At 60.5% G+C, this 18731-nt stretch carries 16 protein-coding genes and 1 pseudogene; 11 read left to right on the forward strand and 6 right to left on the reverse strand.

All coding sequences use genetic code 11. The annotated features are described in order from the left end of the window. Window positions 1-5 precede the first annotated feature (5 nt). The 4 genes and pseudogenes from KGA97_RS15875 to KGA97_RS15890 form a co-directional block, all read right to left on the reverse strand. Complete coding sequence (locus KGA97_RS15875; RefSeq protein WP_223481072.1) at window positions 6-860, reverse strand: DUF4434 family protein; 855 nt, start codon at window positions 858-860, stop codon at window positions 6-8. Beyond that, the gene (locus tag KGA97_RS15880; protein ID WP_223481073.1) at window positions 860-4024 is read right to left on the reverse strand and encodes an NfrA family protein; all 3165 of its coding nucleotides are present in this window, start codon (window positions 4022-4024) and stop codon (window positions 860-862) included. Before KGA97_RS15880 ends, KGA97_RS15875 begins: the two co-directional genes overlap by 1 nt. Beyond that, window positions 4021-6195 carry a cyclic di-3',5'-guanylate-activated glycosyltransferase NrfB gene (gene nrfB / locus KGA97_RS15885; protein WP_008037135.1) on the reverse strand — a complete coding sequence of 725 codons (2175 nt, stop codon included), beginning with the start codon at window positions 6193-6195 and terminating at the stop codon, window positions 4021-4023. The genes KGA97_RS15880 and nrfB overlap by 4 nt, the downstream gene beginning before the upstream one ends. An 80-nt stretch (window positions 6196-6275) precedes the next feature. Continuing rightward, window positions 6276-6446: pseudogene (locus tag KGA97_RS15890) on the reverse strand (UDP-N-acetylglucosamine 2-epimerase (non-hydrolyzing)); the annotation flags it as partial. 545 nt (window positions 6447-6991) lie between these two features. Here KGA97_RS15890 and KGA97_RS15895 point away from each other — a divergent pair. The 10 genes from KGA97_RS15895 (at window position 6992) to KGA97_RS15940 (ending at window position 14474) form a co-directional block, all read left to right on the forward strand. After that, on the forward strand, window positions 6992-7240 hold the full coding sequence (locus KGA97_RS15895) for a type II toxin-antitoxin system Phd/YefM family antitoxin (RefSeq protein WP_207284445.1): 249 nt from the start codon (window positions 6992-6994) through the stop codon (window positions 7238-7240). Further along, a complete protein-coding gene (locus KGA97_RS15900) occupies window positions 7230-7511 on the forward strand; it encodes a type II toxin-antitoxin system RelE family toxin (RefSeq protein ID WP_207284444.1) in 282 nt (93 codons plus the stop codon). The genes KGA97_RS15895 and KGA97_RS15900 overlap by 11 nt, the downstream gene beginning before the upstream one ends. 266 nt (window positions 7512-7777) lie before the next feature. After that, on the forward strand, window positions 7778-8626 hold the full coding sequence (locus KGA97_RS15905; protein WP_008033036.1) for a transporter substrate-binding domain-containing protein: 849 nt from the start codon (window positions 7778-7780) through the stop codon (window positions 8624-8626). Window positions 8627-8678: 52 nt separating this feature from the next. Then, window positions 8679-9341 carry an amino acid ABC transporter permease gene (locus KGA97_RS15910; RefSeq protein WP_008033038.1) on the forward strand — a complete coding sequence of 221 codons (663 nt, stop codon included), beginning with the start codon at window positions 8679-8681 and terminating at the stop codon, window positions 9339-9341. Between the two features lie 9 nt (window positions 9342-9350). Further along, the gene (locus tag KGA97_RS15915; RefSeq protein ID WP_008033040.1) at window positions 9351-10013 is read left to right on the forward strand and encodes an amino acid ABC transporter permease; all 663 of its coding nucleotides are present in this window, start codon (window positions 9351-9353) and stop codon (window positions 10011-10013) included. Continuing rightward, entirely contained in the window at window positions 10010-10807 is a 798-nt protein-coding gene (locus tag KGA97_RS15920) for an amino acid ABC transporter ATP-binding protein (protein ID WP_207284443.1), read from the forward strand. Before KGA97_RS15915 ends, KGA97_RS15920 begins: the two co-directional genes overlap by 4 nt. A gap of 30 nt (window positions 10808-10837) precedes the next feature. After that, window positions 10838-11227 (forward strand): RidA family protein, encoded by a 390-nt coding sequence (locus tag KGA97_RS15925; protein ID WP_008033044.1) that lies wholly within the window; start codon window positions 10838-10840, stop codon window positions 11225-11227. Between the two features lie 159 nt (window positions 11228-11386). Next, window positions 11387-12151: an IclR family transcriptional regulator gene (locus KGA97_RS15930; protein ID WP_008033782.1), complete on the forward strand. Its 765-nt coding sequence runs from the start codon at window positions 11387-11389 to the stop codon at window positions 12149-12151. 41 nt (window positions 12152-12192) lie between these two features. Further along, the gene (locus KGA97_RS15935) at window positions 12193-13410 is read left to right on the forward strand and encodes an amino acid deaminase (RefSeq protein ID WP_223481074.1); all 1218 of its coding nucleotides are present in this window, start codon (window positions 12193-12195) and stop codon (window positions 13408-13410) included. Window positions 13411-13541: 131 nt separating this feature from the next. Then, complete coding sequence (locus KGA97_RS15940; protein WP_223481075.1) at window positions 13542-14474, forward strand: sugar kinase; 933 nt, start codon at window positions 13542-13544, stop codon at window positions 14472-14474. A gap of 126 nt (window positions 14475-14600) precedes the next feature. Here KGA97_RS15940 and KGA97_RS15945 read toward each other — a convergent pair whose 3' ends face one another. Both KGA97_RS15945 and KGA97_RS15950 read right to left on the reverse strand, forming a co-directional pair. After that, a complete protein-coding gene (locus tag KGA97_RS15945; RefSeq protein ID WP_007898282.1) occupies window positions 14601-14876 on the reverse strand; it encodes a peptidylprolyl isomerase in 276 nt (91 codons plus the stop codon). A 65-nt stretch (window positions 14877-14941) separates the two neighbouring features. After that, on the reverse strand, window positions 14942-17479 hold the full coding sequence (locus tag KGA97_RS15950) for a PAS domain-containing protein (protein ID WP_192496310.1): 2538 nt from the start codon (window positions 17477-17479) through the stop codon (window positions 14942-14944). A 119-nt stretch (window positions 17480-17598) separates the two neighbouring features. Between KGA97_RS15950 and KGA97_RS15955 the strand changes: the two genes are divergently transcribed. Further along, window positions 17599-18708, forward strand: a complete 1110-nt coding sequence (locus KGA97_RS15955; protein ID WP_223481076.1) for a PilT/PilU family type 4a pilus ATPase — start codon at window positions 17599-17601, stop codon at window positions 18706-18708. Window positions 18709-18731: the final 23 nt, after the last annotated feature.

Genomic DNA, 18731 nt, shown 5'->3' on the forward strand with positions numbered 1-18731 from the left:
CCGACCTATTGCTTGCGCTGGTTGTCGAGAATCACCTTGCCCCACGGTCGATAACGCAGGGAAAACACCGCCGTCGGATGGCAACCTGCCGAGGAAGCGTCCGGGGCGGCCGGCTCTGCGCGGAACGGTTGGCCTTCGGCGCTGACCTGCCGGAACGCTTCGCGCACGATGCCGACCGGGCAGGGCAGCGCGCTGGTGTAGCCGTTGCGCACCAGTGGTGGTAAACGCCCGGTGCCCGCGCCGTCCTGCCACCACACCTGAACGCCCACGCTCGTCAGCCCATCGAGCCACTGGCCATTGACCTGTGGCGCAAGTTTGCCGGCCGTGAAGGCGCTGACGTGCAGCGGTGCGTCCAGTTTGCCGGCGAAATCCTTGAGTTGGCGCTGTAGGGTTTGCCGTCGCTCGACCGCCAGGAAGTGAAAGTCATCGAGCTCCATCGGCAGGTACCAACCGCTGACCGGCAGCTTCCAGTCCTGGCGCAGCCGCTGTTGCTGGGCCAGTGACTGCCCGAGTTGCACCTGCCAATAAGCCGCGAGCCCTGCGCTGTCCAGCTCATCGATACGCTGGTAATAGGCCGGGTCCATGTTCAGGCCCAGTACCAGTTTCAGGCCTTGCTCGTGGGCCAGTTTCAAACTGTTGGCGAGCCAGCCATCGACGCCACCGAAGTTTGAATCACCGTACGCCGTCCATTGCACGATGACGGTCTGCACGCCTTGTTGGGCGGTGTCCTGCCAGATCCGTTGCCATTGCGCCTGGCTCAGACTGGCGTCGACGTTCAGGGGTTGGTAAAAAATCCGCTCATCGGCGCGGGCCATTGTGCTGCTCATTAACAGGCAAAGAACCAGGAGAAAACGCGTCATCAGAAATTCAACTCCACACCCAGCAACACACCGTTACCGCCTTCATACAGGTTGCCGCTGAGGGATTGCTGATACTCGGTACGAACCGTCAGGTGCGCGCGGTAAGCGTTGTAGATGTCGTCGTCGAACCACCATTGCCAGCGCAGGCCGATACCGGTGCGCAGGTCCTGGCGCCAGTCATTGTTCGGGTCCTGGCTGGCGAACTCGAGAAAGCCGTACGGCATGACGGTTTGCGCACCGTTGAACGGCAACTTCCAGGTGTGACCTTGTTGGAAGCGCGACAGCCATTGGTGATCACCGGCCTTGGTCCACCACGCGGCGTCGAGGTAGAGGAAACGTTCCTCCCAATCGTTTTCATCAATGCGCCAGTCGTTGCGGAACCGCCCCTGATCAAGAAACGAGGCCGTGGCGCGCAACAGGTAATCGGTGCTGGTGTGACCGTCCTGGCGGTGATCGTTGAACTGGTCGGCGAGTTTTTCAGGAATCAGCAATTGACCCAGGCTCAGGCGCTGATTGTCGTTGGCATCGAACGAGCTCTGTTTGTAGAGCTCGCCGTAGAAGTTGATGTTCGCCGTGCCCCAGGGCTTGTAACGCAGACCCACGCCGGTGCCGAGGGATTCGCCGTAACTCGATCGACCCTGACCGCCGAGCAGTACGCGGCCATAAACCGACAACGTGCTGCCGGCGCGACTCGGCTCTTCGCCGAGCGCATGGTCCCAGATCGCCACTTGTACGTTCTGTGAGGTAGCGCGTCGTGAGCTGTCGCGCAGGGTGCCGTTGGGGCGGAAGCTGTCGTTGGTCGAGACGCCGGCCGGTGACCAGGTGCTGGCCAGCGTGCGGCTGTCGCGACGGGACAGGGTTTCGTGAGCGCGGCGCTGGCGATAACGCCTGGCTTCCATGCTGCCGTCCTCATCGTCGGCGGCTACCGGGTGCTGTTCCAGGTCAATGACCCGGCGCAATTCCTTGCGCGCCGCCGCGCTGTCCTTCACTTCGTCATAACGCAACGCGAGGGTTTCGCCGAGGCGATAGTCTTCCGGAAAATCACGGGTGGCGCTTTGCAGATAAGGGATGGCGTGGGCGCGCTGTTCCCGGGTGTCGGCCCCCGCCAGACGCATGCCGTAATCGGCGCGATAGCGCGGGTTGTCCGGCTCGCGACGCACGGCTTCGGCGAGCCACGCGGTGCTTTGTTCCCGTTCGCCGGCCTTTTGCGCGGTGACCGACGCTGCGTAGAAATGCCCGGCATCCGGCGTCTGCTGCAAGGCTGATCGCTGACGTTGCAATGCTTCGAGATGATCGCCGCGCGCGTCGGCAATCGCCGCGCCCAGCGCCCAATCATTGGCCCCTCGGGCGCGACTGTGTTGCCAGTAACGTTCTGCGAGCTGCGTGTCGCCCGCGGTGAGGGCGCTGCGACTGGCCGTCAGTTTGGCGTTATCGCTCAACTCAGCCTCCGGCAGGCTGCGCCAGATGGCCAGGGCGCCCGACGAATCGCCGGACGCTTCCAGCGCATACGCCAGCGGCAGACGACTGCCACGGTCGCCGAGTTTTTCCGCGGTCTGGTAGTAGACGACGGCTTCACCCGGCCGATCCGGCATGGCGCAACGGCCCAAGGCCCGATAGTCGCCTGCGACCTGCGGGTGGTCGCCAATGGCTTGTTGCACCGCGTCGCACTGACCTTTCTCGGCCAGTTGCGCCAGCAGTTGGCCGCGTGTGGCGGGATCGACGCGATTGAGCAGCGACACCATGCGTTTCTGCTGCGCCGGGGTCGGCGTCGACGAGGCATAGAGCCCCGCCAGCCGTTGCAGCAGGGCAACGGGCAACTTGCCGCCATGACGGTCATAGGCGTTTTCGAGCCACTGTTGCGCGTGTTCGCGCTGGCCGGCGTTCAGCGCCAGATACGTTGCCTGATTGAGCGAGCCGAGGTTGCCGGTCTGCTGGTAGTGTCGCTCCCAGAGCGTCGCGGCTTCTGTATTGCGACCCAGGGCTTGCACCAGTTCGGCCCGGCGTTTGACCACGTCAGCCGTCTGTGGCTGGCCGGCGAGCCAGGCCATGACCTTGTCGCTTTCGCCCTGGTCCTGCCAGATGTCCAGCAGCTGTGCCTGGCGGCGACTGTCCCAGGGTTCGGGCAGGCGCGTGCCTTGCAACAGCTCGGTGTCTTGCAGGCGCTGGGCCAGAATCAACCATTTTTGCGGGTCATCGTTCGGCTGGCAGCCACGCAGCTGCGTGCGTGCGGCTTGCGGATCGCGACCGGACAACCATTCGGCCGTCTCCAGGCACGGGCGCTGCAATTCGCCACTCAAGCGTTGCACGGTCGGTACATCGCCGCTTTGTCGAGCCAGTTCCCACAGCCGCTGGCGTTGCGCCGGATCCGCCAGTTCGCTGGCGGGCAATGATTGAATCCAGCGTTGAGCCAGTTGCACTTGGCCCATGGCGATCGCCCGATCGATCATCGCGAGGCGTGCCTTGCGCGCGGCTTCGGGGGACGGGGCTTGCTGCAGTAATTGCTGCAAAGGCTGTTCGTCGAGCCGCTGCACATAGGCATTGGCCAGTCGCTGCCAGCCTTCGGCGTCCAGTTGATCGCTGGCGGCCAATGGCGCCAGTTGCTCGATGGTGCCGTTCCAGTCGCGCAATTGCTCGGACCAATTGGAGCGGGCCAGTTGCAGGATGTTGTCGTCACCCTTGGGCGTCAGTTGTGCCAGCCAGTCGTGAGCCCTGCCAGCGCCACCAAACTTCGCGAGGCTCAAGCTATAGGCCTGCCACAGGCGTACCCGCTGGCTGAGGTTGCTGTTGGCAATCCATTGTTCTACTTGCTCGCTGCCCGGAGGATCCTGTTCGATCCAGGTCAGGCGCAGGTTGAGCAGGGCGTCGTTGTTGTCCGGGTTGTCCGGCAGCGCCTGCACGGCATCCTTGTACCGTCGTTGCTTGGCCAGGGCTTCCACCAGCAGGGCGCGGGCTTCATCGTTTTTCGGCACCTTGACCAGCAGGTGGCGCATCAGCCGTTCGACCTCGGCCCAGTTGCCCTTTTTCGCTTCGCGGTAGCTGCGATCCATGTAGGGGAAACTGCGAAATTGTTCGAACTCGGTCAGCGGTTCAGCCTGCACCCATGAGCTGGTGGCCAGGCTCAGCAACAGACTGCCGATGAGGAGGGCATGACGATCAGGCTTCATGCGACCTCCCGGACAATGCGGAAGGCCGCTTGCTGTTCACTGGCCTGGTCGGCCAGGGCCTGTTCGAGCACCTCCTGCGTGATCATGCCGCGCGAGATGAGGTGTTCACCCAAGGACATGTGCTCGGCATCGAAGTCGATCAAAGCCTGATTGAACAGGCTCGGCGGGACCATGCCGCGCACTTGCAGCAGATTGCCCAGCAGCACCTGGTGATGGCTGACGCGTTCGAGCAAGGCTTCATCGTCCTGATGGCGCTCAAGCACTTCGAGCATGTGGTGCACTTCCTTATTCTGGCGGGGGCTGGCGTACCAGTAGCGGATACCCAGCGTGACCCGGCCCTGAGGCGCGAGACGGCAGCGCACCGGGCGTTTCAATTGACGGCTGATGGCACCGAGGGAGACCTGGCTCACCGGCCCTTCGGAGGCCAGCACCAGGGTGTTGCCTTCCTCGGCCACCGGCAGCACGCCGTAGTGGGAGGCGATCTTGCGCGGCACGGCGTCGATCAGGCGCTTGTCGAGTTTGAACGGGTTCAGTGGCGCCCATTCGAGATCCAGTTGCTCGGCGAGGGTTTCTACCAGTTGTGTGCTGTCGATGTGTTCACGCAGCAGCAGTTCGTGGCCCAGACGCCGGCGTATCGGGTTGGTGATCGCCGCTTCCAGTTGCTCTTCGGTGAGCAGGCCTTTTTCCACCAGGCGATGACCCAGCGGCGTGCGCTGGGCTTTGGTCAGGGCCGGGAATTCATGGGTGGTCTTGTCCCACGCCACGCGGCGCGAATCACCCATTTCCATGACCTGGCGCAGCGCCCGCACGTTGGCGAAGAAGTTGATGAAGTTGCTCCATATCATGCGCGGTGCCGACAACAGGCCTTCGACGAGCCCGTAGTAACGGGTGACGAACCAGCCACGCTGGAACAGCCGATTGATCAGCATCAAACCGTTGAGCCACAAGAGCGTAGCGAGTACCGGGCTGTTGGACAGGATCGACGGATAGCGCCAGGCGGTCGGTGCAATCACTGTCATCAGCCACATTGCCAGCAGCACGAGGCACAACAGGTTCACCAGGAAACTCAGCAGGTACGCGATCATGCCGCGACGGTCGCGCCAGAGGAAATAGTTGAGCACGCCCGTGGGGCTCCAGCCGAGGTTCTTGGTGCCTTGAAAGACGATGCCGACGATCCAGCGCGATTTCTGGCGGATGGCATGCTGAAAGTCCCGGGGGAAATGCTCGCGAACGCAGATGACCTGGGAAAACACGCGGTCCATGCCGAACGCCCAGGGCTGTTCGAGCGCCAGTTTCGGGTCGGTCACCGAGTAGCGGGCAAAGATGCACTTCATGCCTTTTTGCTTGAGGCGGAAACCGATGTCGTAGTCTTCGGTCAGGCTCTGCACGTCGAAGGCGATGCCGTCACCGTCTTCGAGCAGGGCGCTGATGGCTTTACGGCTGAAGCAGGTGCCGACCCCGGCGCTGGGCACCTGGCCAGTCATGGCTTCGCGGACGATTACATCCTTGCCATGGTTCTCGGCGAACTCGTCGACGTAATGCCCGGCGGTGAATCCTCGCCACTCCGGCGCATAGGGGTAGACCGGAATCTGGATCAAGTCCTTGGCCGGCAACAGGTAGTTGAAGAGGCGCAATTCCATCGGCGAAATCACGTCTTCGGCATCGTGCAGAATGAACCCGGAAAACTGGATTTTCGCCTCGCTTTCAAAGCGCAGGATCGCGTCGATGATGTTGTTCAGGCAGTCGGCCTTACTGGTGGGGCCGGGGCGGGCACAGACCACTTTGTGCACGTTGGGGTAGTGCTGGCAGACCGCATCGACGTCGGCCTGCGTCTCGGCATCGTTGGGGTACGTACCGACGAAAATCTGATAGTTCTCGTAATCGATGGTCGACGCCGCAAGGCGCGCCATTTCACCGACCACTCCGACTTCGTTCCACGCCGGAACCATGATTGCCAGGGGTTTTTCGGCGATGGCGTACAGGCGCTCTTCATCCGCGCGCTTGAATTTTTCGTAGATCCGCCAGCGCCGGACCAACTTGCGGCCCCAGTACACGAGGTCGATGAACAGGTCATCGAGCCCGAGGAGGAACATCAAAAACGCCAGGGTGATCGCGAGGTATTTGAGACCGAACAGGACGTAGGCAAAAAAATCGACAAAACCGAAAGTCATCGTGCTTTGACCGCCGCCGAGCGCACGCTCAGACGCTCGAACAATCGAGTGCCGATGCGTTCGCTGGCGTGGCCGTCGCCGAAGGGGGTGTGAACGCGGCTCATGCGTTCGAAGTGGACCTCGTCATCCAGTTGGCCGGTGGAGCAGAGGCTCAGTCTGCCCCCGGACAATTGACGCAACACTCTGGCGAGTGGCGCCATCTTGATGGCCTCCGGACGCGTACCGAAAACCATCATGATGTTGAAAGACATTGACCCCTCCTGGGAATGTGGCAAGGCTCTGGCTCAAGGCCAGCAATGCTTTGCCGCTTACTGAGATGTAAATAAAAGCAGTCGGATTGGAGCTTGTCCAATTCGGTTTGAGGCTTGATTGATGTCAATAAATTGCAGCAAATGCTCGGTCGATTATGGTTGCACCGCCGAGTATGAACGATAGAAAACTGCCGATCGCACTCATGTAAAACATTCTTGTCTTTGACCCGTCGGACGGGTGGGCTGCCGGCCATATGCTAGTCGTTCGATATGCCAAGTAAAAGATTTTGATTCGATAGGTTGCGTGGCCCCGTAGAGATGGGCTTCGGGTTGGTGAACCCGGTGGTTTTTTTCCTACAGCAACTCGGACGTGTATGGCCGTGTTTCGGGATCTGGCCCACAGCAGACTCGGAAATGGCGAAACGCGTGACGTGATATTTTTTGTTCTTCTGTTAAAGGACGCGATCAATCCAGACAGATAGAGGTGGGATGCTTGTCGGAGTGCTATTTTTAGCACTTCTAAAAGCACCCTTAGGAATACCTTCATGACACACATCGTGCTTTCGCATGTTGTAGCGAGCATCTCAGAATTGAAAAAGAACCCGATGGGCACGGTTGCCGCGGGCGGTGGCCAATCCGTTGCGATACTCAACCGCAACGAGCCAGCGTTTTATTGCGTTCCGGCAAAAGAGTATGAGGCCATGATCTCTCGACTCGAAGATTTGGAGTTGATTGCCCTTTGTAAAGAACGAGAAAACGACCCGACCATAAGGGTTTCCATTGATGACCTATGAACTGGAGTTTTCCGAAAAGGCCTGGAAAGAATGGAAGAAGCTCGGAACAAACTTGAGGGATCAGTTCAAGAAGAAGTTGCTGGAACGCCTGGAAAACCCACACGTTCCAGCAGACCGACTCACCGGACTTGGAAATGCCTATAAGATCAAGCTGCGCAGTGCCGGGTATCGAATGGTGTATCGGGTCATGGATGAAGTGTTGGTGGTGACGGTGATAGCTGTCGGTAAACGAGAGCGGGGTGATGTTTACAAAAACGCAGTTGACCGTTAATTCGCCAATGCACCTTCCGTTCGTTCCAGGTGCATCACGCACCGATTGTGAACCTGATACTCGCCCTTCGTAGCAAACGGTAGCGCTTCTCCTCTCTACGTTTCGTAACACCTTTTCCGCGCTTTCACGCATCCCTCTGATTCACAAGACTTTTCATTCTCCCCAACATTCTCTCCACAACCTGTGGCACACTTTCTGCTGTCTATTCCGTTGTTACATACTAAGTTCCGGTATAGCGGAATACACATCATCCTGGAGTGCTTGCCATGCATCGCCGACCTTCCTTGTTTAAAGCGTGTGTTTTTCTTTTTGCAGCTTCGGCTGCTGCCATGGGCGTTGCCCAGGCGGCGGACAGCAAGCTCGATAGCGTGCTGGCCCGTGGGAAACTGATCGTGGGCACGGGCAGTACCAATGCGCCGTGGCATTTCCAGGGAGCGGACGGCAAGTTGCAGGGGTTCGATATCGATATCGCGCGAATGGTCGCCAAAGGGTTGTTCAACGACCCGAGCAAGGTCGAGTTCGTGGTGCAGTCGTCCGATGCGCGGATTCCCAACCTGCTGACCGACAAGGTCGACATGAGTTGCCAGTTCATTACCGTGACCGCCAGCCGTGCGCAGCAAGTGGCGTTCACGCTGCCGTACTACCGCGAAGGTGTCGGCCTGCTGTTGCCGGCCAACAGCAAGTACAAGGAAATCGAAGACCTCAAGGCGGCCAATGACAGCGTGACCGTGGCGGTGCTGCAGAACGTTTACGCCGAAGAACTGGTGCACCAGGCGCTGCCCAAGGCCAAGGTCGATCAGTACGACAGCGTGGATTTGATGTACCAGGCCGTAAACTCCGGCCGTGCCGACGCCGCTGCCACCGACCAGTCTTCGGTCAAGTACCTGATGGTGCAGAACCCGGGCCGCTATCGCAGCCCGACCTACGCCTGGAGCCCGCAAACGTACGCGTGCGCAGTTAAACGCGGCGATCAGGACTGGCTGAACTTCGTCAACACCACGTTGCATGAAGCCATGACCGGCGTTGAATTCCCGACGTATGCGGCGTCCTTCAAGCAGTGGTTCGGTGTGGATCTGCCTACCCCGGCCATCGGTTTTCCCGTCGAATTCAAATGACCCCGTGAGAGTGGGGCGCCCATGACGCGCCCCGTTCAAGGTACTGCTGACCATGAACTATCAGTTGAACTTTGCCGCCGTGTGGCGCGATTTCGACACCTTGCTGGCGGGGCTCGGACTGGGCCTGGAGCTGGCGCTGGTGTCGATCGCCATCGGTTGCGTGATCGGCCTGATGATGGCGTTTGCTTTGCTTTCAAAGCACCGCGCATTGCGGGTGATGGCGTCGGTGTATGTGACGGTGATCCGTAATACGCCGATTCTGGTGTTGATTCTGTTGATCTACTTCGCGTTGCCGAGCCTGGGGATTCGTCTGGACAAGATCCCGTCATTCATCATCACCCTGTCGCTGTATGCCGGGGCGTACCTGACCGAAGTGTTCCGTGGCGGGTTGTTGAGCATTCCCAAGGGCCAGCGCGAAGCCGGGTTGGCCATCGGCCTGGGCGAGTGGCAGGTCAAGGCCTACGTCACGGTGCCGGTGATGTTGCGCAACGTCCTGCCGGCCTTGTCGAACAACTTCATTTCGCTGTTCAAGGACACCTCGCTGGCGGCGGCGATTGCCGTGCCCGAGCTGACCTATTACGCGCGCAAGATCAATGTCGAGAGCTACCGGGTGATTGAAACCTGGCTGGTGACCACAGCGCTCTATGTTGCGGCCTGTTACCTCATTGCCATGATGCTGCGTTACCTCGAGCAGCGTCTGGCGATCCGCCGATAGGAGGCCCTCATGTACGAATCACCCAGTTGGTTGCATGAGTTATGGGTTGCCCGCGAAGTGTTGTGGCAAGGCTTCCTGACCAGTGTGCAGGTCTCGGCGCTGGCGATTTTGCTGGGCACGATGGTCGGCATTGTCGCCGGTCTGGTGCTGACCTACGGCAAGTTCTGGATGCGTGCGCCGTTCCGTTTTTACGTGGACATTATTCGCGGCACACCGGTGTTTGTGTTGGTACTCGCTTGCTTCTACATGGCGCCCGCATTGGGCTGGCAGATCAGTGCATTCCAGGCCGGAGCCTTGGGGTTGACGCTGTTTTGCGGTTCCCACGTCGCCGAGATTGTGCGCGGCGCGCTGCAAGCGTTGCCGAGCGGGCAGATGGAAGCGAGCAAGGCGATTGGCCTGACGTTTTATCAAGCCCTCGGTTACGTGCTGTTGCCTCAGGCGCTGCGGCAGATCTTGCCGACCTGGGTCAACTCGTCCACCGAGATCGTCAAGGCTTCGACGCTGCTGTCGGTGATCGGCGTGGCCGAGTTGCTGCTCAGCACCCAGCAGATCATCGCCCGGACCTTCATGACGCTGGAGTTTTACCTGTTCGCCGGATTTCTGTTTTTCGTCATCAACTACGCCATCGAATTACTCGGCCGGCACATTGAAAAGCGGGTGGCCTTGCCATGACTCAACCTCAAGTTTCGAACGTTCCAAATGAGCAGCCCCTGCTGGACATTCGCGGGCTGCAAAAAAAATATGGCCAGCTCGAAGTGCTCAAGGGCGTCGACCTGACCATGCAGCGCGGCAACGTGGTCACGCTGATCGGCTCCAGCGGTTCGGGCAAGACCACGCTGCTGCGTTGCGTGAACATGCTCGAAGAATTCCAGGGAGGTCAGATCATGCTCGATGGCGAGTCCATCGGCTATGACGAGGTCAATGGCAAGCGCATACGCCACCCGGAAAAAGTCATCGCCCGCCATCGCGCCATGACCGGCATGGCGTTCCAGCAGTTCAACCTGTTCCCGCACCTGACCGCGCTGCAGAACGTCACCCTGGGGTTGCTCAAGGTCAAAAAGCTGCACAAGGACGAGGCTGTCGCGCTCGCCGAAAAATGGCTCGAGCGGGTCGGTTTGCTGGAGCGCCGCGATCACTATCCGGGGCAGTTGTCGGGTGGTCAGCAACAGCGCGTGGCGATTGCCCGGGCGATCGCAATGAACCCGAGCCTGATGCTGTTCGACGAAGTCACCTCGGCCCTCGACCCGGAACTGGTGGGCGAAGTGCTGAGCGTGATCAAGGGCCTGGCCGAGGATGGCATGACCATGTTGTTGGTGACCCATGAAATGCGCTTCGCTTTCGAGGTCTCGGACAAGATCGTTTTCATGAATCAGGGGCGTATCGAAGAGCAGGGGCCTCCCAAGGAGCTGTTCGAACGCCCGCAATCACCGCGTCTGGCTGAGTTCCTCAAAAACACGCGGTTTTAACTTTCAGCTTTTCAATCAGGAGAAACACTCATGAGCATTACTCGTTACGGCACCGGCAGCAGCGCCGCTGGCGGTACGCCTCGTCCTTTCGCCCGCGCCGTTGAAGCCGACGGCTGGCTGCACGTTTCTGGCCAGGTGCCGGCGTTGGATGGCGAGATCATTGTTGGCGGCATCGTCGAGCAGACTCACCAGACCATGAAGAACCTGATCGCGATTCTCGAAGAGGCCGGTTATGGCCTCGAAGACGTGGTGCGCGCCGGGGTGTGGTTGGAAGATCCGCGGGATTTCACCAGTTTCAACAAGGTCTTCTCCGAGTACTTCAAACCCGAACACGCACCGGCCCGGGCCTGCGTGCAGGCGAACATGATGGTTGATTGCAAGGTCGAGATCGACTGCATCGCGTACAAGAAAAAGGCCTGAGATTTGCGGTGAATTCTTCGCGGGCAAGCCTCGCTCCTACATGAGCTCATCGTCTGTAGGAGCGAGCGGTGCGACGACTCGACTTGCCCGCGAAGGCGGCCTAACGGTCAGCACAGCACTCTAGGTAAACTCCCGGCACTTTGAATGGGAATTTGAAACATGACCGAAGACACCATCAAGCGCCGGGCTCGCGGTCTGGACCGGGCGTTCGATATCCTCGATTTCCTCAAGGAAATCGGCCAGCCCCTGCGTCCGAATGAAATTGCCAGTGGCATCGGCAGCCCGAAATCCACGGTCTACGAACTGGTGGCGTCCTTGCTCGAACGGCGGATTCTGGAGCCCGTGGGCAAGGACGGTCACGTTTACCTCGGCCGTCAGCTGTACTTCCTCGGGCAGGCGCATTTGCGTCATTTCGACCTGACCCGCGAGGCCGATCACGCCTTGCAGGAGATCGTCAGCCAGACCCATGAAACCGCGCAGATGTGCCTGCTCAACGGGCGCAAATACACGGTGGCATTGATGAAAGAGGGCGAGCGGCATTTCCGCATTTCCTCGGACATCGGCGAAAACGCGCCGATCCCCTGGACCGCGTCCGGGCGCCTGTTGCTGGCGCACCTGAGCGACCAGGAAATCATCGACCTGATCGATCACGACGACTTCATCCTGCCCAACGGTGAACGCCTGCCGCTGGAGCAGTTTCTCGGTGAAATCCGTCAGGCCGGTATCGACGGGTTTTTCTCCTTCGACAGCGTCGCCGACACCTTTACCCATTGCTTCGCCGCCCCGGTCAAAGACCCGAACGGCGTGGCCATTGCGACCCTGTGCATCGTCGCCCCACGGGCCGATGCCAAGACGCATTACAACGACTATCGCCGGGTGTTGATCGACAACGCCAACCGCCTGGCCCGTCGCATTAACGAATAACAGCGGCTGTTCGCGGCCGCGAAAATGTGAGGAGTTCGACCATGTCTTCTGCCCAAAATACTGCTGCCGTGGAAAAGGGCTTTGCCCAGGCCGGTGCCCATCTGGTGCGCGACGTCAGCCTGCCGGCGCTGGTGCTGCATCGCGAGGCGCTGGAACACAACATTCGCTGGATGCAGGCGTTCGTCAGCAACAGCGGCGCCGAACTCGCGCCTCACGGCAAAACCAGCATGACCCCGGCCTTGTTTCGCCGCCAACTGGACGCCGGCGCCTGGGGCATCACCCTGGCCAGCGCCACGCAAACCCGCGCTGCGTACGCGCATGGTGTACGTCGGGTGCTGATGGCCAACCAACTGGTGGGGACGCCGAACATGGCGCTGATCGCCGATCTGCTGGCGGACCCGACGTTCGATTTCCATTGCATGGTCGATCACCCGGACAACGTCGCTGACCTCGGTGCGTATTTCGCCTCGCGCGGTGTGCGCCTGAACGTGATGATCGAGTACGGCGTGGTGGGTGGCCGTTGCGGTTGCCGGACCGAAGAGGAAGTGATCGCGCTGGCCAAGGCCATCAGCGCACAACCCGCGTTGGCACTGACCGGTATCGAAGGTTATGAAGGCGTGATTCACGGTGATCATGCGGTCACCGGCATTCGTGCGTTCGCCGCGTCGCTGGTGCGTCTGGCGGTGCAGTTGCAGGACAGCGGCGCGTTCGCCATTGCCAAGCCGATCATCACTGCGTCGGGTTCGGCCTGGTACGACCTGATCGCCGAGTCTTTCGAAGCGCAGAACGCTGGCGGGCGTTTCCTCAGCGTATTGCGCCCTGGCAGCTACGTGGCCCACGACCATGGCATCTATAAAGAAGCGCAATGCTGCGTGCTCGACCGTCGTAGCGATCTGCACGAAGGCCTGCGCCCGGCGCTGGAAGTCTGGGCCCATGTGCAGTCGTTGCCGGAACCGGGTTTTGCAGTGATCGCCCTGGGCAAGCGCGACGTGGCCTACGACGCCGGGCTGCCGGTGCCGTTGCTGCGTTACAAGGCCGGTGTGGTGCCGGCAACGGGCGACGACGTCAGTGCCTGCAAGGTGACGGCGGTGATGGATCAGCACGCGTTCATGACCGTGGCGCCGGGGATTGAGTTGCGGGTGGGCGACATCATTTCGTTCGGCACTTCACACCCGTGCCTGACGTTCGACAAGTGGCGCACGGGGTGTCTGGTGGATGAGCAGTTGAATGTCATCGAAACCATGGAAACCTGTTTCTAAGGTTCCAGACTGAGGCGCGGCCATCGCCAGCAAGCCGGCTCCTACAATGGAATGCGTTCCCCCTGTAGGAGCCGGCTTGCTGGCGATGGCGCCCGCCGAGACACCACCGAACCACCAGAGACACCACAACAATGAACACCATCAACACCCTCGGCCCCAACATCCCGCGCATCGCCTTGATCGGCGAATGCATGATCGAGTTGCAACACCGCGCCGACGGCAGTCTGCAACAGAGCTTCGGCGGCGATACCTTGAACACGGCGGTCTATCTGTCCCGCGAACTGGGCGAAGGCGGCAGCGTTGATTACGTCACCGCCCTGGGCGATGACAGTTTCAGCGATGCCATGTGCCGAAGCTGGGCCGCCGAAAACATCGGCCTGGACATGGTCCAGCGCCTGCCCGGTCGCTTGCCCGGTTTGTACTGCATCCAGACCGACGCCGCCGGCGAACGTCGCTTTTTGTACTGGCGTAACGAAGCCGCCGTCCGCGATTGCTTTACCACGCCAGCCGCCGCGCCGATCCTCGCGGCGCTGCCGGATTACGACGTGCTGTATTTCAGCGGCATCACCCTGGCGGTGCTCGGTGTGCAAGGTCGGGAGAAGTTGCTGGAAACTCTGATCGAAGCACGGCAGCGGGATGCGCGGATTGTGTTCGACAACAACTACCGGCCACGTTTGTGGGCGTCGATCGAGGACGCTCGGGCGGCGTATCGCAGCGTGTTGCCGTATGTCGATCTGGCGTTGCTGACTGTCGACGACGAACAGGCGTTGTTTCATTTTTCCGATTGCGAGGCGGTGTTCGCCGCTTACGAGCAGGTGGGTACGCCGGAAGTGGTGCTCAAGCGTGGTGCCGAAGCGTGCCTGATTCGCTGTGAGGGCGAGTCGTTCGAGGTGCCGGCGCAGAAGGTCGAATGCGTGGTGGACACCACGGCGGCGGGGGATTCGTTCAGTGCGGCGTACCTGGCCAGTCGGCTCAAGGGGGGGAGCCCGGTCGAAGCGGCGGAGGCGGGGCATCGGTTGGCGAGTCGGGTGATTCAGGTGCCGGGGGCGTTGATTCCGCGGTAGGTGGTGAATGGCCGGCTGCTGCGCAGTCGGATCGCGAGCAGGCTCGCTCCCACAATGGATCTGCGTACGCCGCAAATCCAATGTGGGAGTGAGCCCTGCTCGCGATGGGGCCCTCAGGCCAACCCATCAATCCCGATAAAACACCTGCACCAGGTGATAGCCAAACTTGCTCTTGATCGGCCCATGCACCACCCGCAACGGCTTCTTGAAAATCACCGCATCAATCACACCGACCATCTGCCCAGGCCGTACTTCACCGAGATCACCGCCGCGCTTGCCGGACGGGCAGGTGGAATACTTCTTGGCCAGCACATCGAAGGCTTCGCCCTTGGCGATGCGTTGTTTGAGCTGCTCGGCTTCTTCCGAGGTTTTCACCAGAATGTGGCGGGCTTGAGCTTTCATGGGGCGAGTACCTTGCAACGGTAGTGGCTATGTGGGTGGATCGGGGCGCGCGATTATGCCTCAACTCACTCGGGTTGGCCGATCATCGTGCGAATCTTGTTGGCCAGCAGGTCAACCGAAAACGGTTTGGCCACCATGTCCATGCCTTCCTCAAGGAAGCTCTGACGCTCGGCGGCCATTTCCGCGTAACCGGTCATGAACAGCACTTTGAGCTCCGGACGGTGCTGACGGGCGATTTCTGCCAATTGCCGACCGTTCATGCCCGGCAGCCCGACATCGGTCACCAGCAGATCGACCCGCAGACCGGATTCGAGCAGGGGCAGGGCGGTCTTCGCATCTTCGGCCTCGTGGGCGTGATAACCCAGCTCCTTGAGCAGATCGAATACCAGCATGCGCACCGCCGGATCATCTTCCACCAACACCACGGTTTCCCCGGCTATCGCCGAGGGGGCCTCGCCGATGACCGGCGTCAGCACATCTTGCGGCTCCATCTCGTGCAAGCGCGGCAAGAACAGGCGCACGCTGGTGCCCTGGCCCGGCAGGCTGAACAGGCTCACGTGGCCGCCCGACTGCTGGGCAAAACCGTAGATCATCGACAAACCCAACCCCGTGCCCTGGCCGATAGGTTTGGTGGTGAAAAATGGATCGAACGCCTTGGCCAACACTTTCGGGGTCATGCCGGTGCCGTTGTCACTGACGGCGATCATCAGGTAATCCCCGGCCTTGACGGGCTCCAGGATGTTGATGTCGCTGCTGTCCAGATAGACATTGGCGGTTTCGATACGCAACTCGCCGCCATCGGGCATGGCATCCCGCGCATTGATCACCAGGTTGAGCAGGGCGTTTTCCAGTTGGCTGACGTCGGTGCTGACTGGCCAGGCTTCGTCGGCCAGTTGCAGTTTCAGCTCGATGTGGTCGCCCTTGGTGCGGCTGAGCAAATCTTCCAGAGAATGAATCAGTTCGTTGGCGTTCAGCGGCTTGCGGTCCAGCGATTGGCGCCGGGAGAAGGCGAGCAGGCGATGGGTCAGGGCGGCTGCGCGGTTGGCTGACGACACCGCCGCTTCGGTGAAACGGCCTATCTCGGCGGTACGCCCATCGGCGATGTAGCGCTGCATCAGGTCGAGGCTGCCGATGATCCCGGTGAGCATGTTGTTGAAGTCATGGGCGATGCCGCCGGTGAGCTGGCCGACCGCTTCCATTTTCTGCGCATGGCGCAGGGCATCTTCGGCACGTTCGCGCTCGAACATTTCGTTTTGCAGGCGCTGGTTAGCTTCGGCCAATTGCTGGGTACGGGCGGCGACACGTTCCTCAAGGGTTTCGTTGAGGTTGCGCAAGGCTTCTTCGGTCTGTTTGCGCTCGGTTTCGTCGATCACAAAAATATAGAAACCGTTCACCGCGCCATCCGGCCCGTGGCGGGGCAGGTAATTCATCAAGGCTTGTCGGGTGCTGCCATCACGATGCGGCGTGCTGATGCTGAAACAGCAGGTCCTGCCCGCCAGTGCTTCGGCGATGTATTCGGCGCGCAAGGCGTAGGCTTCTTCACCCAGCACCTCACGAATGGTCCGACCGTAAAGCTCCTGGGGCGTCAGCCCGTACCAGTCGAGGTACGCCGCGTTGTTCAGGCGAAAGCGTTCCTCGCTGTCGACGTAACTGATCAGGATCGGCATGGCGTTGATGATCAGTTGCAGCTCGGTCTGACTCTGACGCAAGGCCTGTTCGGTGTGTTTTCGTTCGGTCAGGTCCAGCGCGGCGCCGAGGAAACGGATCGGCCGGCCATGGTGGTCCTTGTAACAACGGCCGCGGGCAAACACCCAGCGCAACTGACCGTCGGGTTGCAGCAGGCGATATTCCTCGGCGTATTCGCTGCCCTGGGTGATGCACTGCTTGATGCCGCGGGTGACCATCGAGCGGTCTTCCGGATGCACGGCTTCGAGATAATCACTAATGGGCAACTGACTGGCGAGTAGCGGGTCGATGCCGTGCAATTGGGCGAAGTGCGCGTCGGCAATGAAGCGGTCTTCGCCGATGTCCCAGTCCCAGGTGCCGACGGCATCAGTGGCTGCCAGTGCCAATTGCAGGCGTTCCTCGGTCTCGCGCTGAGCCTTCAGGCTGGCGGCCGAGCGCTGCTCCAGTTCGAGGGCGATGCGTCGGCGTTCGTTGGTTTCGATGGCTGTGACCAGAATCCCGGCGACGTCGGCGTGTTCATCGCGGATCGGGCTGTAGGTCAAATCCAGCCAGAAGTCGGAATCATTCCCGTCGCGTTGCAGGGTGAAGCGCTGTTCGCTGTAAGTCCGCACCTGGCCTTGTAGGACGGCGCTGTAAATCGGGTCGGTAAAGTCTTTGAGTTCTGGCCAGATCTGGTGCGTCGGTTGTCCGAAAGCGTGCGGATGCTTGCTGCCGGCCAGCAGCGCGAAGCCGTCGTTATAGATCTGCGTAAGCTGCGGCCCCCACAGCAACAGCATCGGCATCGGTGAGTGAATCACGATGTCCACCGCTGTGCGCAGGCTCTGCGGCCAGTCACTGGCGGCGCCGAGCGGGGTGCACGTCCAGTCCAGTCTGGCAATCAAGGCCTGGGCATCGCTGCCGGTGGGTACTGCGTTCATCAAGGTGTCCTGCACGTCGGTCGGGGTGACGGCGTCTACTATCCTAGGGCGGTAGACGCTGAATGACCGATTTTTCGGGTCATTTCTGTTCATTGAATGCTTCGCGGGTGTTTTTTGCCATGGAAATCGATGCGCTGTTAAAGACCCTGTCCAGCCAGGAGGGTTCCGATTTGTACCTGTCCACCGGTGCGCCACCCTGCGCCCGGTTTGACGGTGTACTCAAACCCCTGGCCGAGCAGCCGTTCAAACCGGGGGAAATCGCCGCGATTGCCGCGTCCATCATGGACGCCGAACAGCGACTGGAGTTCGATCGGGAACTGGAGATGAACCTGGCGATCTCGTTGGCGGGTGTCGGGCGCTTTCGGGTCAATATTTTCAAGCAACGCAACGATGTGTCGATCGTGGTGCGCAACATCAAGCTCGACATTCCGCGTTTCGAAGACCTCAAGTTGCCACCCGTGCTGCTGGAAACGGTGATGCTCAAGCAAGGGCTGATGTTGTTCGTCGGCGCCACCGACTCGGGCAAGTCGACCTCGCTGGCGGCGTTGATCGATTACCGCAACCGCCATAGCAGCGGGCATATCGTCACCATCGAAGACCCTATCGAGTACATCCACCGGCACAAAAAATCGATCATCAACCAGCGCGAGGTCGGCGTCGATACCCGCAGTTTTCATACCGCGCTGAAAAATACTCTGCGCCAGGCACCCGATGTGGTGCTGATCGGTGAGATCCGCGACCGCGAGACCATGGAGCATGCGCTGGCGTTTGCCGACACCGGGCATTTGGTGATTTCCACCTTGCATGCCCACAACGCCCATCAGGCGCTGGATCGCATTATCAATTTCTTCCCGCAAGAACGGCGGATGCAACTGCTGCATGACCTGGGCAACAATCTTAAAGCGTTCGTTTCCCAGCGCCTGGTGCGCACTCGTGACGGTCAGCGCAGGGCGGCGGTAGAAGTGATGCTGGGCACGCCGACCGTAGGCGACCTGATACGGCGCAATGAATTCGACGAGCTCAAAGGGATCATGGAGAAGTCGACCGAACAGGGCATGCAGACGTTCGATTGCGCGCTGTACGCATTGGTGATCGAAGGCGCTATCGGCGAAGAAGAGGCCTTGAAGCATGCGGACTCGCTGAACAATTTGCGCCTGCGGCTCAAGCTGCATGCCGACGCATCACCGGGACCCAACGCACAACCCGGCGAATGGGGCCTGATGGACTGACCCACATCCCCTCTGTAGGAGCC

Origin of the sequence: Pseudomonas sp. BF-B-15, from assembly GCF_019946675.1 — a bacterium.
In the GTDB taxonomy this organism is placed as follows: Bacteria; Pseudomonadota; Gammaproteobacteria; order Pseudomonadales; family Pseudomonadaceae; genus Aquipseudomonas; species Aquipseudomonas migulae.